The sequence below is a fragment of the Bradyrhizobium sp. 141 genome (genome assembly GCF_023074055.1).
Lineage (GTDB): Bacteria > Pseudomonadota > Alphaproteobacteria > Rhizobiales > Xanthobacteraceae > Bradyrhizobium.
Map to the genome: position 1 here is coordinate 104,928 of NZ_JADPKR010000082.1, position 14,422 is coordinate 119,349.

General features: G+C 65.3%; 15 protein-coding genes. 10 read left to right on the top strand and 5 right to left on the bottom strand.

Annotated features, from left to right (window positions below):
• Positions 1–180 precede the first annotated feature (180 nt).
• From IVA81_RS23875 to IVA81_RS23905, 7 genes are all read left to right on the top strand, one after another.
• On the top strand, positions 181–573 hold the full coding sequence (locus IVA81_RS23875) for a BlaI/MecI/CopY family transcriptional regulator (protein ID WP_247322505.1): 393 nt from the start codon (positions 181–183) through the stop codon (positions 571–573).
• Positions 570–3,089, top strand: a complete 2,520-nt coding sequence (locus IVA81_RS23880) for a M56 family metallopeptidase (protein ID WP_247322507.1) — start codon at positions 570–572, stop codon at positions 3,087–3,089. The genes IVA81_RS23875 and IVA81_RS23880 overlap by 4 nt, the downstream gene beginning before the upstream one ends.
• Before the next feature lie 140 nt (positions 3,090–3,229).
• On the top strand, positions 3,230–4,705 hold the full coding sequence (locus IVA81_RS23885; protein WP_247322509.1) for a DUF1800 domain-containing protein: 1,476 nt from the start codon (positions 3,230–3,232) through the stop codon (positions 4,703–4,705).
• A gap of 2 nt (positions 4,706–4,707) precedes the next feature.
• Complete coding sequence (locus IVA81_RS23890; protein ID WP_247322511.1) at positions 4,708–5,958, top strand: DUF1501 domain-containing protein; 1,251 nt, start codon at positions 4,708–4,710, stop codon at positions 5,956–5,958.
• A 30-nt stretch (positions 5,959–5,988) separates the two neighbouring features.
• A complete protein-coding gene (locus tag IVA81_RS23895) occupies positions 5,989–6,153 on the top strand; it encodes a hypothetical protein (RefSeq protein WP_247322513.1) in 165 nt (54 codons plus the stop codon).
• 152 nt (positions 6,154–6,305) lie between these two features.
• Positions 6,306–6,824, top strand: coding sequence for a septal ring lytic transglycosylase RlpA family protein (locus tag IVA81_RS23900; RefSeq protein ID WP_247322515.1), 519 nt, complete (start codon positions 6,306–6,308; stop codon positions 6,822–6,824).
• A gap of 89 nt (positions 6,825–6,913) precedes the next feature.
• Positions 6,914–7,069, top strand: coding sequence for a hypothetical protein (locus IVA81_RS23905; protein WP_247322517.1), 156 nt, complete (start codon positions 6,914–6,916; stop codon positions 7,067–7,069).
• A gap of 275 nt (positions 7,070–7,344) precedes the next feature.
• Here IVA81_RS23905 and IVA81_RS23910 read toward each other — a convergent pair whose 3' ends face one another.
• From IVA81_RS23910 to IVA81_RS23920, 3 genes are all read right to left on the bottom strand, one after another.
• Complete coding sequence (locus tag IVA81_RS23910; RefSeq protein WP_247322519.1) at positions 7,345–7,650, bottom strand: hypothetical protein; 306 nt, start codon at positions 7,648–7,650, stop codon at positions 7,345–7,347.
• Between the two features lie 84 nt (positions 7,651–7,734).
• A complete protein-coding gene (locus tag IVA81_RS23915) occupies positions 7,735–8,010 on the bottom strand; it encodes a hypothetical protein (protein ID WP_247322521.1) in 276 nt (91 codons plus the stop codon).
• A gap of 127 nt (positions 8,011–8,137) precedes the next feature.
• A complete protein-coding gene (locus IVA81_RS23920) occupies positions 8,138–10,822 on the bottom strand; it encodes an alpha/beta hydrolase fold domain-containing protein (protein WP_247322523.1) in 2,685 nt (894 codons plus the stop codon).
• A 229-nt stretch (positions 10,823–11,051) separates the two neighbouring features.
• On the opposite strand from IVA81_RS23920, the gene IVA81_RS23925 reads away from it, so the two are divergent.
• A complete protein-coding gene (locus IVA81_RS23925) occupies positions 11,052–11,261 on the top strand; it encodes a hypothetical protein (RefSeq protein WP_247322525.1) in 210 nt (69 codons plus the stop codon).
• Between the two features lie 76 nt (positions 11,262–11,337).
• Complete coding sequence (locus IVA81_RS23930; protein ID WP_247322526.1) at positions 11,338–12,804, top strand: carboxylesterase family protein; 1,467 nt, start codon at positions 11,338–11,340, stop codon at positions 12,802–12,804.
• Between the two features lie 7 nt (positions 12,805–12,811).
• On the opposite strand, the gene IVA81_RS23935 is transcribed toward IVA81_RS23930, so the two are convergent.
• Positions 12,812–12,991: a hypothetical protein gene (locus IVA81_RS23935; RefSeq protein WP_246930086.1), complete on the bottom strand. Its 180-nt coding sequence runs from the start codon at positions 12,989–12,991 to the stop codon at positions 12,812–12,814.
• A gap of 154 nt (positions 12,992–13,145) precedes the next feature.
• Between IVA81_RS23935 and IVA81_RS23940 the strand changes: the two genes are divergently transcribed.
• Positions 13,146–13,943, top strand: coding sequence for a class III extradiol ring-cleavage dioxygenase (locus IVA81_RS23940; protein ID WP_247322528.1), 798 nt, complete (start codon positions 13,146–13,148; stop codon positions 13,941–13,943).
• A 199-nt stretch (positions 13,944–14,142) separates the two neighbouring features.
• On the opposite strand, the gene IVA81_RS23945 is transcribed toward IVA81_RS23940, so the two are convergent.
• Positions 14,143–14,403: a SemiSWEET transporter gene (locus IVA81_RS23945; protein WP_247322530.1), complete on the bottom strand. Its 261-nt coding sequence runs from the start codon at positions 14,401–14,403 to the stop codon at positions 14,143–14,145.
• Positions 14,404–14,422: the final 19 nt, after the last annotated feature.

Consider the following 14,422-nt stretch of genomic DNA (forward strand, 5'->3'; position numbering starts at 1 on the left):
TGGATGCCCGGGACAAGCCCGGGCATGACGGCCTCGTGTACTGTCAACTATTTCAAGCCAAGCCGACAATAGGTCAGCCCACCGCCACCATCTGAGGTGGAATCGCCATTGTACCGCGCGCCCCCATATGCGACAGTCTGTAGCGTTACAGGAAGAACTCAAGCCGCAAGGTCTGGTGCCATGGACGATCGTTTGCCCGAGCTGGGCGACCTCGAGCGCGAGGTCATGCAATTGGTTTGGGCCCATGGTCCCGTCACGGCCGAGATCGTGCGTGAACGTCTGCCGCGGCGTCTGAAGGAATCGACGGTCCGCACGGTGCTGCGCCGGCTCGAGGAAAAGGGCTATGCTCGCCACACCGTGGACGGCCGCACCTATGTCTATCACGCCGCCGAGGAGCGCGCGAAGGTGGCGGCCAAGGCGGTGCAGCGCATCGTCGACTGGTTCTGCAACGGCTCGATCGAGGAGGTCCTCGTCGGCATGGTGGACAACAAGATGCTCGACCAGCAGCAATTGCGCGAGCTGGCCGACCAGGTGGCCAAGGCGAAGAAGGTGAGGGGAGTGAAGAAAGAATGATCGCAACTCTGGCGGAGGCGGCACTGCGCTCCCTTGTGCTGGGAGGCGTCGTCTGGTTCGGTCTCAATGTCTTTCGCGTGCGCAATCCGCACGTTCACATGACGGCCTGGGTCGTCGTGCTGCTGGCCTCGCTGGCCATGCCCTTCGTGATGCATTGGCCGACGCTCACGATCAGCCGGCTGCCTTTGCCGGTCTCCATGCCGAATGATTTTCTGCCGGCCGACATCTCGATGCTGGAGATGCCGCAGCCCGCGCTGCCCGTCCCGCCCGGGGTCGTCGTCGCACCGCCGCTGCCCAAAACTGGGCTGTCGATCAATTGGTTGCTGATCGCCACCATCGTCTATGCCGGCATCGCTGGCCTGTTGTTGCTGCGGCTCGCGATCGGTCTCTGCCTGACATGGCGCCTTGCGCGCGCGGCAAAGCCGATGAAGGGCCCGCAGATGCTCGAGGCCGACGTGCGCGTCAGCCACGATGTCGGCGGCCCCGTCACGTTCGGCTCGACCATTCTGGTGCCGCCGCAGTTTGCCGGCTGGGATGCGAAGAAGCGCCTCGCGGTACTCGCGCATGAAGGTGCGCATGTCGCAAATCGCGATTTCTACGTCCTCCTGCTGGCGTCGCTCAACCGCGCGGTGTTCTGGTTCAGCCCGTTCTCGTGGTGGCAGCTGGCGCGCCTCGCCGAGCTCGCCGAGATCATCAGCGACGCCGAGGCGATCGAGGTCATCGACGACCGGCTCTCCTATGCGGAAATCCTGCTCGACTTTGCCAGCACCGTGAGCCCGAGACCGGTTGAACTCGCGATGGCGCGGGCCTCGACCGTGCGTGCGCGCGTCGAGCGCATCATCGCGGCTGCCGCAATGCCCGTCGCAGTCAGCTGGCGCAAGCGAGTGTGGATCGCGGCTGCGATCGTTCCGGTGGTGATCGTGTCCGCCGGCATGATCGCCTATCGCACGCCGGACCCAGCGCCTGTCGGGGCGGATGCTGGCGAAGTACCGGTCCAGCACTACCGCCCCTTCGTCAATTTCTACGCCATGGGCCCGGTCTCGGTGTTCGCCATCTTCCATGAGGGCGACGATCTCTACGGCCAGCTGACCGGGCAACGCAAATTACGCCTGATGGTTGGGAGCGACGGCACGGCGTCTTATGCGGCCACGTCCGGCGAGATCACGTTCGCGCTGGATGCGGAGCGCCGCTCGTCCGAGCTGAAGCTGCACATGAACGGTCGCGACGTGCGCGCGGTTCGCGTCGCTGAGATGCCGACGACGGCAGCCGATTCCGCCGCGTTCGATCAATATGTCGGCTGGTACAGGGTTGCGCCGAACCGCGTGCTCACCGTGCGCCGTGATGGGGATCGCCTCCATGTGCAGGAAACCATGCAAGGCCCGGCGCCCCTTCTCGCTGAGGGGGTGGACGCCTTCTCGATCCATGGCCGCAATCTCCTGATCTTCCTGCGCGACGAGCAGGGCAAGGTCTCGCGCGTGCTGGTTCAGAACGCAGTTTCCGGCGCGCGCCTCGCCCCACGGATCGACGCGGCGGTGGCGCAGGCGATCGAGGCCGACTTCGCGCGCCGTGTTGCGGAAGTCCCGGATCGTTTCCGCGAGCAGGTTCCGGTTGCCGGCGGCAAGGAGATGATCCTGCGTGGGATCGAGGATCTGCGCCACGGCACGCCGAACTACGAGCGCATGAGCGCGCCACTGGCTGCAAAGATTCACCGCCAGCTCAACGAGACGCAGGCCACGTTCGTGGCGCTCGGCGCTCTCGAGTCGATCTTCTTCCGCGGCGTCGGCCCGGGCGGCTACGACATCTATGGTGCCAAATTCGAGAACGGCACGGCGGAATTCCGTCTTCTACTGGAGCCCGACGGCAAGGTCGGCGACGTTATCTTCCGGGCAGACGGCAATGACGAGCTCGGCGGCATAGTGCCTTGCGGGGAGGAGGCGAGCGTTCGCGGCCGGGCCGGCACCTCGCCGATCAGGATCATGCTCTATAACGAGATGGGCGACGACATCCAGGTGTCCAATCTCGATGCGGACGGCAGTCGCAAGACTCAGATCGTCAGGCCCAACATGACCTGGGCCACCACCACCACCGTGAACAATCCCTGGATGATTGCCGACAAGTCGGGACGGTGCCTGGAGATCCTGGTGCCGGGGCGGCAGACCCGCTTCCACAATGTCGAAGCCGCAAACCTCGGCGCGCGTCCGGGTCGCGCCGCGCGCCGCGCCGTTCCGATCGCCAATGGCGAAGAGATGCTGCGCCGCTATATCGAGGGCGTCGGCAGAGGACAGCCGGACTACGAGCAGATGACGTCGGAAGTCGCCGATATCACGCGCCAGCAACTGCCGTTCGACCAGGCGATCCTGGCGCGGCTCGGTGCGTTGCGTGCGGTCTCCTTCCGCGGTGTCACCGCGCTCGACAGCGACATCTACGTCGCGCAGTTCGCCAACGGCTCGGCGGAATGGCGCATCGGTGTCAGGAACGGCACGATCACGAAGATTGCGCTCGGGCCGAATTTCTAGAGACGTGGCTCCCGATGTCGTGACGGAGGTGTCGCAATCTCTGCTTGTCTGGCGGTCTTCTGAATGCTACAGTATGTAGCATTACAGTTCGTAGCCTAAACCGGTCCGGTCGGGCAGGCTTGAAGAATTGGGCATTCGCCATGAGCAATTCCGCAAAGGCCGACGCCGTGCTGGCGCTGCATCGCTTCGGGATGGGGCCGCGGCCAGGCTCGATTGCCGCCATCGGCGGCGACCCGCGCAGCGCACTGATCGCCGAGCTCGACCGGCCGCTTGCGCTTCCCGCGGCAAGCAGCCTGCCCTCCAGTGCGAAAGCCTATCGCACTGTGGCCGATGCCAATGCCCGGCGAACCGCGCGGGCCAAGCAGGCACAGCAGCAGGCCAAGAAGCAGCAGATGGCGTCGGCGTCGGGTGCATCGGGCGATCAAGCCCAGGCGCAGCCCGAGGGGCAAGCGCAGGGCTATGCCCAGGAGAAGGATGCTGTCGAGATGGCGGCCAAGCAGGCGGCTGACGCCATTCCCGATCCCGGACGTCCGATCTATTTGCAGGAAGCCAAGCTGCGCACCGAGGCGGCGCTTTCCGCCGATATCGGCTTTGCCGAGCGGCTGGTCTGGTTCTGGTCCAATCATTTCTGCATCTCGGCCAACAAGATCCAGAGCATGTCCGGCGCCTATGAGCGCGAAGCGGTTCGTGCCAACGCGCTCGGCCGCTTCGTCGACCTGTTGCAGACCGTCGAGAGCCATCCGGCCATGCTGTTCTATCTCGACAATCTGGAATCGATGGGCGCCAACTCGACCGCAGGCATCAACCGCAACCGCGGCCTCAACGAGAACATCGCGCGCGAGATCATGGAGCTGCATACGCTCGGTGTGCGCACGGGCTACTCCCAGGACGACGTCATCAGCTTCGCCAACGTCATGACCGGCTGGACGCTGGTGCCGCCGGGTGCCAATCCCCAGCATGGCGGCGAGTTCACCTTCAATCCGCGGCTGCATGAGCCCGGCGGACAGACCGTGCTCGGCAAGCGCTATGAGCAGGACGACGCCGAACAGGGCCGTGCCGTACTGCGCGACCTCGCCGCGCATCCGGCAACCGCGACCCATGTCGCGACCAAGCTCGCGCGCCATTTCGTGGCCGACGAACCGCCGCCGGTCCTGGTCGAGCAGATGGCGAAGGCCTTCCGCGATACCGACGGCGATCTCAAGCAGGTCGCGATTGTGATGGTGTCGTCGGACGACGCCTGGCGCGCGCCACCGCTGAAGCTCAAGCGTCCCGGCGAATGGGTGATCGGCATGGTGCGCGCAACCGGCATCACGGCGGTCGATCCGGTCCGCTACACCGGCGGCCAGGAGTTGCTCGGCGAGGCGCTGTGGCGTCCATCTGCGCCAAAAGGCTATCCGGATGATGAAGCGAGCTGGATCGACGGCGTCGGCCGGCGGCTCGACGTCGCCAACAACTTTGCCGAGCGCATCAGCGGCATGGCCGATCCGCAAGCCATCATCGAGGATGTCTTCGCATCGCAGATCGCGAGCGAGGTGAAGCAGGCGGTCGGCCGCGCCGAGAGCCGGCAGCAGGCGTTGGCACTGCTGTTCATGTCGGCGGATTTTCAGAGGAGGTGAGCATGGGCGTCGTCAATCACCCGCCGACGCGGCGTGAGCTTCTGGTCGGTTCCGGCGCGCTGTTCGCATGGAGCCAGATGCCGCGGATCGCGCGCGCCGAAGGACGCGATCCGCGCCTGCTCGTCATCGTCCTGCGCGGCGCGCTCGACGGCCTTGGCGCCGTCGCGCCGGTCGGCGATCCCGACTGGATCTCATTGCGCGGCGATCGCGCGCTGGTGCTGGACGGCAAGCCGCCGGCGCTGCCGCTCGATGCCTTCTTCGCGCTCAATCCGGCGATGCCGAACCTGCACCGGCTCTACAAGAGCGGCAAGGCCGCGATCGTCCATGCCGTCGCGACGCCCTATCGGGAGCGCTCGCATTTCGACGGCCAGGACGTGCTGGAGAGCGGCTTCACCAAGCCCGGGGCGACCGCTTCCGGCTGGCTCAACCGCGCGCTGCTCTCGCTGGAAGGGGGCGGCCGCGTCGATCCGCGCGGCAGCCGCGCGCTCGGTATCGGCTCGGTGACGCCGCTGGTGGTGCGCGGCTCCGCGCCTGTGATGACATGGGTGCCGCAGAAGCTGCTGCCGGCGAGCGAGGACACGCAGAGCCGCCTGCTCGATCTCTATCAGCACACCGACCCGAAGCTCGCCACCGTGCTGCAGGCGCGCATGAAGCTCGCCTCGCTCAGCGGGGCACCGGGCAGGGGCGATCCGATGTCGGACGATCCGACCTTGGCGCCGCCGGGCATAGCGCGCGTGCGCGCCTACTTTGCGGAAGCCGCGGGCACCGCCGCGCGCTATCTCGCCAAGCCCGACGGTCCGCGCGTCGGTGCCATGGGCTTCGTCGGCTGGGACACGCATATCGCGGAAGGCGTGGCCTCGGGCCAGCTCTACAATCTGCTCGGAGCGCTCGACGGTGCCTTCGCCGCGATCGAGAGCAACATGGGTGAGGCATGGCGCGAGACGGCGGTGGCAGTGGTCACCGAGTTCGGACGCACCGCGCGCATCAACGGCACGCAGGGCACCGATCACGGCACCGGCACGGTCGCCTTCCTGATCGGCGGCGGGCTCGCGGGTGGTCGCGTCATTGCGGACTGGCCAGGCTTGAAGCCGGCGCAGCTGTTCGAAGATCGCGATCTCAAGCCGACCACTGATCTGCGCGCCGTGCTGAAGGGTCTGCTGCGGGATCATTTGCGCGTCGAGGAGAGGGTACTGGCCGATGTGATCTTCCCCGGCAGCGCAGATATCAAGCCGATGGGTGGCCTCGTCGGCTGACGAAGCCCTCGCAACCGGATCGGGTTCGTGATGTGCACACTGACACAATTGGAGCTCGACTTTCTCGCTGGTCTGAAAACCGGCTGGCGGCGGCTCTATCGGCGTGAGTTGGCGCGGCTTCTGAAGGGTGATGCGGAGCCGGACGAGAACCAGTCGGACACGCGCCAGGTCATCTGGCGCACCGTATCGCGCTGATTTCTCCGCGAGTCTGTCCCGATTCAGGACGCGTCACTGTGGTGGAATCGTCACAGCTGACGTGAAACGGCGGCGGCCCCAGGCCTGCTTTTGTTCCGACAAGGTTCTGCCCTCATTGCCCACCGAAAATCGGGTCGTTCGGAGGGCGTACCATGTCTCGCATTGCACGTGCCGAAACTGCCCGGATTTCCTTCGCAACCTCGTGCCGGCTGTTGCTGGCCATCGCCGGTGCCGCCTCGCTTGCGGCGTGCGCGCAATCGCCGGTCGGCCGCCAGAAGGCCGATCTCGCCGGCGCCAGCCGGCAGGCCGCGGCCGAGCGCCCGCACCGTGTGGCGGCGCTGCATCCACGTCCGATCAGCCGGGCGCGCGTCCCCGCCGGTGACGCAAAGCAGACCGCTTCGCATGGCGTCGCCAGCTTCTATTCCGATACGGAGACCGCGAGCGGCGAGCGGTTCGACAAGAACGAGTTGACCGCGGCGCATCCCACCCTGCCGTTCGGCACCAAGTTGCGCGTCACCGATACCAACTCCGGTCGCTTCGTCACGGTCAGGGTCAACGATCGTGGTCCCTATGTTCGCGGGCGTGTGGTCGATATTTCTCCTTCCGCGGCCGAGGCGCTCGGCATGGTCGACAAGGGCATCACCAATGTCAGGTTGGACGTCGTGCAATGAGCTCGCGCCATCGCGGCGCTTAACCGGCTGTTAGTTGCTCTGTCGCACCATAGCTGTCCAACAATTCTGGGCTTTCGGGGAGGTGGCGCTTGAACACGATCAAGTATCTCGAAGATCAGGCGGCGCGCGCCGAGCGGCTCGCCAAACGGATCACGGATACGCTGACGATCGAAAAGCTCCTGAGCTTCGCCGGCGAGCGCCGCCGCGAGATCGAGGTCATCGCCGGCAAGCACCGCAGCGCATAACCCCGCGTTCCATGCTCCGACTGCATTCGCCCTCGCTGCGAGGCGCGGAACTTCTCTTTTCTCCGGGCGTATTCCCGGCGATACGAGAGGAGGACATCATGGGCTTTGGACGAGGTGCTTTGCTTTGGTTACTTGGCGTGCCGCTGCCGATCGTTTTGCTGCTGGCATTGTTCTGGCACCATTGAGCATTAAGTGAGTGTCACACGAAACGCGCCGCGGAAGCGGCGCTTTTTTGTTGCTTGCGAGCTGAAGGCCGTCAGCGCGACGACGCGCGATCAGCTGTGGCTCTCGACGAAGTCGCTGAGATAGTCGGGCATCGTCATGCCGTCGATATCGCAGCGCGCCCGGATCTCGCCGGCGACATCGGTCGAGATGTCCTTCATCCAATGTTCGAGCGTATTGAACGAAATCACCTTGATGGGGTCGTTGAAGCAGCCGGCGACGAGCTCGCCGATCGTGGCTTCGAGATCGCTCCGTTCGATGCGAATCTCGGTTGCCTCGTCAAGGCGATCGACGACCACGAACAGGGTCTGATCTGCGCCATAGGGCACGACAGGGGATGGTACGCCGACTTCGAGCATGTGAGGCACTCACGCCTTAGCTTCCGATCTTCCGACAACGGGAAAAACCGGACAAAGGTTCCTGCGCTCAATCGCCTTCCGGGACTATCGGAGAAATTCTCTCCAGCGCGACAGCTCGATGATGTGCTCGGACGAGAGAATGCCGGTCACGAGCGGCGGCTGCGCCACTGTTCGGATCTCATAGAGATGCCGGGTCGTCGCCGGCTTCTCCATGAAGACCGAGATGCACTCATCAAGAGTGCCTTCGCTTATCTGATACGGCTCCCGGTCCAACCGGCGCTGGTTCGCCAGCGATGGCCATTTATGCAGGGCGGCAAGCGCACTGAAATCGACCTTTGAATCCGCAACACCGTCCCCCATCGCTTCGCCTCACGCAAAATGCCCCGACACGCGGATCTACGTGCCGGGGCCTACACCTCGCTGCATCTCAATGCCACGGACCTTCAACGCGGCAGCCGGGAAAAGGTTCCCGGCCGACCTGTCGTTGTCAGCTTGCGGCCGCCGCGATCCTGTGCCCCGGGCTGGCCTGACCTTGGCTGTGCTCGTCACTGCTGACTTCGAGCGGGAGCCCGGCGAAGCGCCGCAAGGCTTCCGCCATCTGTCCCCGGCCCGGCGCGCTGGTGATCACCACATCGACCATGGTGAAGGACGAGTGGAAATGGCCGTGCGCCCTGAGCTGCTCGACCGGGACGCCGGCGGCCGCCATGGCCTCGGCATAAGCGATACCTTCGTCGCGCAAGGGATCGAACTCGCAGGTCGCCACGAGAGCCGGCGGCAGGCCAGCGACCTTGCCGCGGAGTGGCGAGACGCGCGGATCGGTGCGGTCCGCCGGGGAGCAGTAGAGGTCCCAAAACCAGTACATCAGCGAGCGCGTCAGGAAATAGCCTGTCGCATTGTCGTTGTAGGAGGGACGGTCGAAGGTGCAGTCGGTGACCGGGCAGATCAGGAGCTGGCCGGCGATCTCGGGCCCGCCACGGTCGCGCGCGAGTTGGCAGGTGACGGCGGCGATGTTGCCGCCGGCGCTCCAGCCCGCAACCAGCACCGGGCCTGGTTTGCCGCCGAGTTCAGTGGCGTGCTCGGCGATCCAGCGCGTTGCCGCATAGCCGTCTTCAGCCGCAGTCGGAAAACGATGCTCCGGCGCATGACGATAGCCGACGCTGACGAAGATCATGCCGGTCCGCCGCACCATGTCGCGGCAGAACGGCTCGTCCGACTGCTCGTCGCCGAGCACCCAGCCGCCGCCGTGGAAATAGACCACCACCGGATGCGGTCCCGGCGTTGCCGGCTTGTAGACGCGGTAGGGCAGCGCGCCGTCGGTGACGGGCAGGGTGCCGTCGGCAATGTCGCCGATCGGCCGCCCGGCGGGCCGGCCCTTGTTGAACTCGTCCACGAAGGCGCGGGCGCCGAGCGCGCCCATCGACTCGATCGGCGGCAGGTTCAGCGACGCCAGCAGGTTGAGCACCAGCCGCACGTCCGGCTGCAGGCGCACCACCTCGCCGTCATTGCATTGCGCTGTGACGTTGGGGCCGGTGAGCTTGAAGCCCAACATGCCGCGGCTGACCACCTCGTCGCAGATGCTGCGATAGGGGCCGACGCCGCCGGTATAGGGCATCAGACCCTGCACCTTGCCGGGCACGTTGGCGCCTGTGTACCAGGTGTTGGCGAGCCGGTGCAGCGTCAACATCGAACAGTCGGCCATGTGCTGGCCCCAGCCCGCCTGCGCCGTCTCGGTCGGCTCCATCGTGGTGAAGCCGGCATCGCGCAGCGCGGCCAGGCGGTCGACCACCCAGTCGACATGCTGCTCGATCGACACCGCCATGTTCGACAATACCGACGGGCTGCCGGGCCCGGTAATCATGAAGAAGTTGGGGAAGCCCTCGACCGTGAGCCCGAGATAGGTCTGCGGTCCGTGCGCCCAGACGTCTGAGAGCGACTTGCCGCCGCGCCCGGTGATCGGATGCACGGCGCGGATCGCGCCGGTCATGGCGTCGAACCCGGTCGCAAACACGATGACGTCGATGTCGAAGCTGCGGCCGTTCGTGGAGATCCCGCTTGCGGTGATCGCCTTGATCGGCTCCTGGCGCAGATTGACCAGCGTGACGTTCGGCCGGTTGTAGGTGGCGTAGTAATTGGTATCGAGGCAGGGTCGCTTGGCGCCGAAGGGATGATCGTGCGGCGTGAGCGCCGCAGCGGTCTCGGGATCCCTGACGGCGGCGCGGATCTTCTCGCGGATCAGGTCCTGGACGATCTTGTTGCCGTCGATGTCGACAGCCTGGTCGGCCCAGAGCTGCGTCAGGATGTGGATGAGGTCGCCGGCCGCCCAGGCACGTTCGAACCGCTCACGACGCTCGGCATCGCTCAATTGCCAGCTCACGACCGTCTGCTGCGGATAGGGCACGCCGGTCATCGACTGGCGTGCCTGCTCGCGATAGGCAGCGCGATCGCCTTGCAGCAGGCTCATGCGGTCCGATGGCGCCGGGCCGTTCTGCGCGGGCAGTGCGAAGTTCGGCGTGCGCTGGAACACGGTCAAATGCGCGGCCTGCTCGGCGATCAGCGGGATCGACTGGATGGCCGACGAGCCGGTGCCGATCACCGCGACGCGCTTGCCGGCGAGGTTGACGCCGTCATGCGGCCAGCGCCCGGTGAAATAGACCTCGCCTTTGAAATCCCTGACGCCGTCGATCTCCGGCGGCTTTGGCGCCGAAAGGCAGCCGGTCGCCATGATGTAGTGACGGCAGGAGACCGGCGCGCCGTTGTCGGTGGTAATGAGCCAGCGCTCGGCTGCCTCGTCCCATTTGGCTTCGGTGACCTTGGTCCCGAAGCGGATGTCGCGCCTGAGGTCGTAGCGGTCGGCAACGAAGCCGAGATAGCGCAGGATCTCGGGCTGGGTCGCGTATTTCTCCGACCAGGTCCAGGCGGTCTCGAGCTCGGGATCGAAGGTGTAGCTGTAGTCGATGGTCTGGATGTCGCAGCGGGCGCCCGGATAGCGGTTCCAGTACCAGGTGCCGCCAACATCGCCGGCCTCTTCGAGGGCGACCGCCTTGAAGCCGGCCTTGCGCAGGCGATGCAGGAGATAAAGGCCGGCAAATCCGGCGCCGACCACGGCAACGTCGACTTGCTGGGCAGTTCCGCGTTCGTCGGAGGCACGTGTAGCAACCATTGCGTCAGGCATCCCATTCCTCCCGTATGTTTTGTTGCGCCGGCAGGCTATCGCCGCAGGTTCAGCTTGTCATCAGAGCAGGTGCAATCTTCGGTGGTCGTTTGGGGCGGCATCATGGCCACGTGAATCTTGCGGCGCTACACGCATCGCGATGCACAATGGCCGTGATCACCCGGGGTAATCATGTCCGATCCGTCTGTGTATGCTTGCGGTTACAAGCCACGCGTAGCGACCGAGCGTCATGCCAGAGTTGAGTGAGCGGACCAAAGCGAACATGGACGTCGTCCTGGAGCAGACGTGCCGCCAACTGCCGCATGGTGGCGATCACGACAGCCGCAGGTTCATCGCCGAGCGCCTGATCGAGGCGGCCGCGGCGGGGCACTCCACGCTCGGCGAGCTCGGCATCGTCGCGCGGCGCGCTCTGGCGGAGCTCATTGCCAAGGGCGGTTAGGTCGCGCCAGGCTTGCGTCGCCGACGGCCGCGGACGTAACCTACCGAACCGTTCCGCGCATCGAGATGCTCCGAAGATGCGATCCGTGCTTGCGCTTGTTGCGGTTTCCATTGCCCTGTGCTGCGCCGGCTCGGCCGTGGCTCAGCCGGTCGGACAATTTCCATTCGCGCTGACACGTGAAGGACAGATGCTCGGCGCCGTCGAAGGCGAGGTGGCGTCCTTCAAGGGATTGGCTTACGCCTCGCCGCCGGTCGGCGCGCTGCGTTGGCGCCCGCCGCAGCCGACGCCCGAAAGTTCGGAGATGCACACCGCCTACGAGTACGGCGCGCCGTGCCTTCAGCCGGCGCTACAGGCCTCGAGCGAGGATTGTCTTACGCTGAACGTGTTCCGTCCCTTCGGGGTCGACGGCCCGCTGCCGGTGATGATGTTCATCCACGGCGGCGGCCTTGTCGGCGGCACTGCGAATGAGCGGCTGTTCGACGGTGCCAAGCTCGCGCAGGCCGGCCTCATCGTGGTCACCGTGAACTATCGCCTTGGCGCGCTCGGCTGGCTCGCTTACCCGGCGCTGTCGCAAGGCTCCGGCAATTACGGGCTGATGGACCAGGTCGCCGCGCTGCATTGGGTTCACGACAACATCGCGGCCTTCGGCGGCGATCGTGATAACGTCACCTTGTTTGGCAGCGATGCAGGTGCGACGTCGATCGCGCTTCTGATGCTGTCTGCGCAAGCGCAGGGTCTCTTCCAGAAGGCCATTCTGCAATCGGCGCCCGGTCGCGCGCGGCTGAGCTCGGCGCAGGAGGCGGAGGCCATCGGCCGGCAGTTCGTGGCGGCGCTTGGACCACAGACGGATGTGCGCGCCGCCGAACCACGACGCCTGCTTGCCGCCGAAAGGCATCTGTTCGAGACATCGCGGCGCGGCTTCGCGCCAATGATGGACGGACATCTGGTGACCGAGGAGATTGCCGCCGGCTTTGCGGCCGGACATCAAAGCCGCATTCCCCTGATCATCGGCTCCAACGATGACGAGACAGGTTTCGACAGTGAGTTCGAGATCAAGGAGGAGGTCGCATCCTCAGGCATCACAAGCGATGAGCTGCGCAGGCTCTATCCTGGCGCCACGCCTTCGGAGCTTGCGGCACGGTTCTATACCGACAAGGTCTTTTCCGAGCCCGCAAGATTGCTGGCCCGGCTGCATGCCGCACGCGGCGCTGCGACCTTTCGCTATCGCTTCGGCTATGTGCCCGAGTCCCGGCGCGCGAATACCGAGGGCGGGCACGGGCGGGAATTGCAGTTCATCTTCGGTGTGGAAGGTGTGCCAGGAGCGGGCATCTTCTCGCGAGGTGATCGCGAGGTCGCAAGCCGCATGCGGTCCTATTGGATCAACTTCGCCAGGAGCGGCGATCCCAACGGTTCCGATCTGCCGCGTTGGGACGCCGCGGCAGGCCGCGATCGCCTGCTGCTGATCACGAACGATGGCATCGCGAGCGGGGACGATCCCTTCGCGGAGCGTCTCGACCGGCTCACAGGCCAGAGCAAAAATTGAGTTGGACTTAAGCCGCGAGCTCGACGCGCGGCGCCGGGCTCAGCCGGTCTTCCTCCAGATAGTCCATCGCACCGTCCTTCTCGACGGCGTAGAACTGCTGCCCATCCCGCGACTTGAAGGCGGCGCGAACAATGCCGCGGCGGCCCTTGTCACTGTTGACGACGTCCCCCAGCGCAAACTTCTTCATCTCACGTCTCACTTGTCTTCAGGCCGACTGCTTCGGCCACATCAGGATTTTGGGCGGCAAATCGTTAACGACTTGCTAACCATGCCGGTTTGCCTATGCTCGCCGCCGGTCGCGCGGGCAGTTGCACGCGCATGTTGCCGACGAGACGAGCCCCATGACGCGATTTCCAACCCTCTTCCTGTCGCATGGCGGCGGCCCTTGGCCGTTCATGGAGGACAGGCGGGTGCAATATGCCAAGACCGCCGCGGAGTTCGGCCGGCTGCCGCAGCTGTTGCCGGCGAGGCCGAAGGCCGTGCTCGTCATCACCGGCCATTGGGAGGCCGATGCCTTCACCGTGTCGACCTCGGCGCATCCGCCGATGGTGTACGACTATTACGGTTTCCCCGAGCATACCTACCACCTCAAATATCCGGCGCCGGGCCAGCCCGAGCTCGCAGCTGGCGTGAAGGCGCTGCTTGCGCGCGCAGGCCTCGATTGCCGGGAAGATCCCAATCAAGGTTTTGATCACGGCACCTTTGTGCCGCTCGGACTGATGTATCCGGACGCCGACGTGCCGATCGTGCTGCTCTCGCTGAAGTCTGCTTACGATGCGGCCGAGCACGTCAAGGTCGGGCAGGCGATTGCGTCGCTCCGCGATGAAGGCATCCTGATCGTCGGCAGCGGGCTGACCTATCACAACATGCGTGGCTTCAATCGGCCGGAGTCCAAGCCTGTCTCCTACGACTTCGAGGCCTATCTGAACGAGGCGATCAGCAACCCGGATCCGGCACGCCGCAACGCGATGCTGGTTGATTGGGAGAACGCACCGAGCGCGCGCCTGGCGCATCCGCGCGAGGACCATCTGCTGCCGCTGATGGTGGCCGCCGGCGCCGCCGGCAGCGACGTGGGTAAGCGCGTCTTCGTCGACGAGGTCGCGAGTGTGGCGATGGCGTCGTATGTGTTTGGCGGATGACTCTTTCCTTCTCCCCTTGTGGGAGAAGGTGGCGCGAAGCGCCGGATGAGGGGTATCTCTCCGCGTATTCAGATTGCGAATTGGACTCGCGGAGAAGGACCCCTCACCCAAGCGAGCTTGCATCTACCGGCGTCGTTGCCCTCTCCCACAAGGGGAGAGGGCGCATCAATGCGCACCTCGCTTGAGCGAGAGCCTGACGTCACCCGTATTTCAGCTTCATGAACAGGATGCCGCCGGCGAGCACCATGGTGATGGCGTTGGCGGTGACCAGCGGGGCGTCGCCGGAGAGCAAACCGTAGACGAGCCAGAGCGCCAGCCCCAGCACCATGACCAGGAACATGCCGAGCGAGATGTCTCCGGTGGAGCGGGTCTTCCACACTTTGATGACTTGCGGCGCATAGGCCACGGTGGTGCAGGTAGCGGCGGCAAAGCCGATCAGCTTGATCACGAAGGGGTCCATGGCGGCTCTATAGCATGGA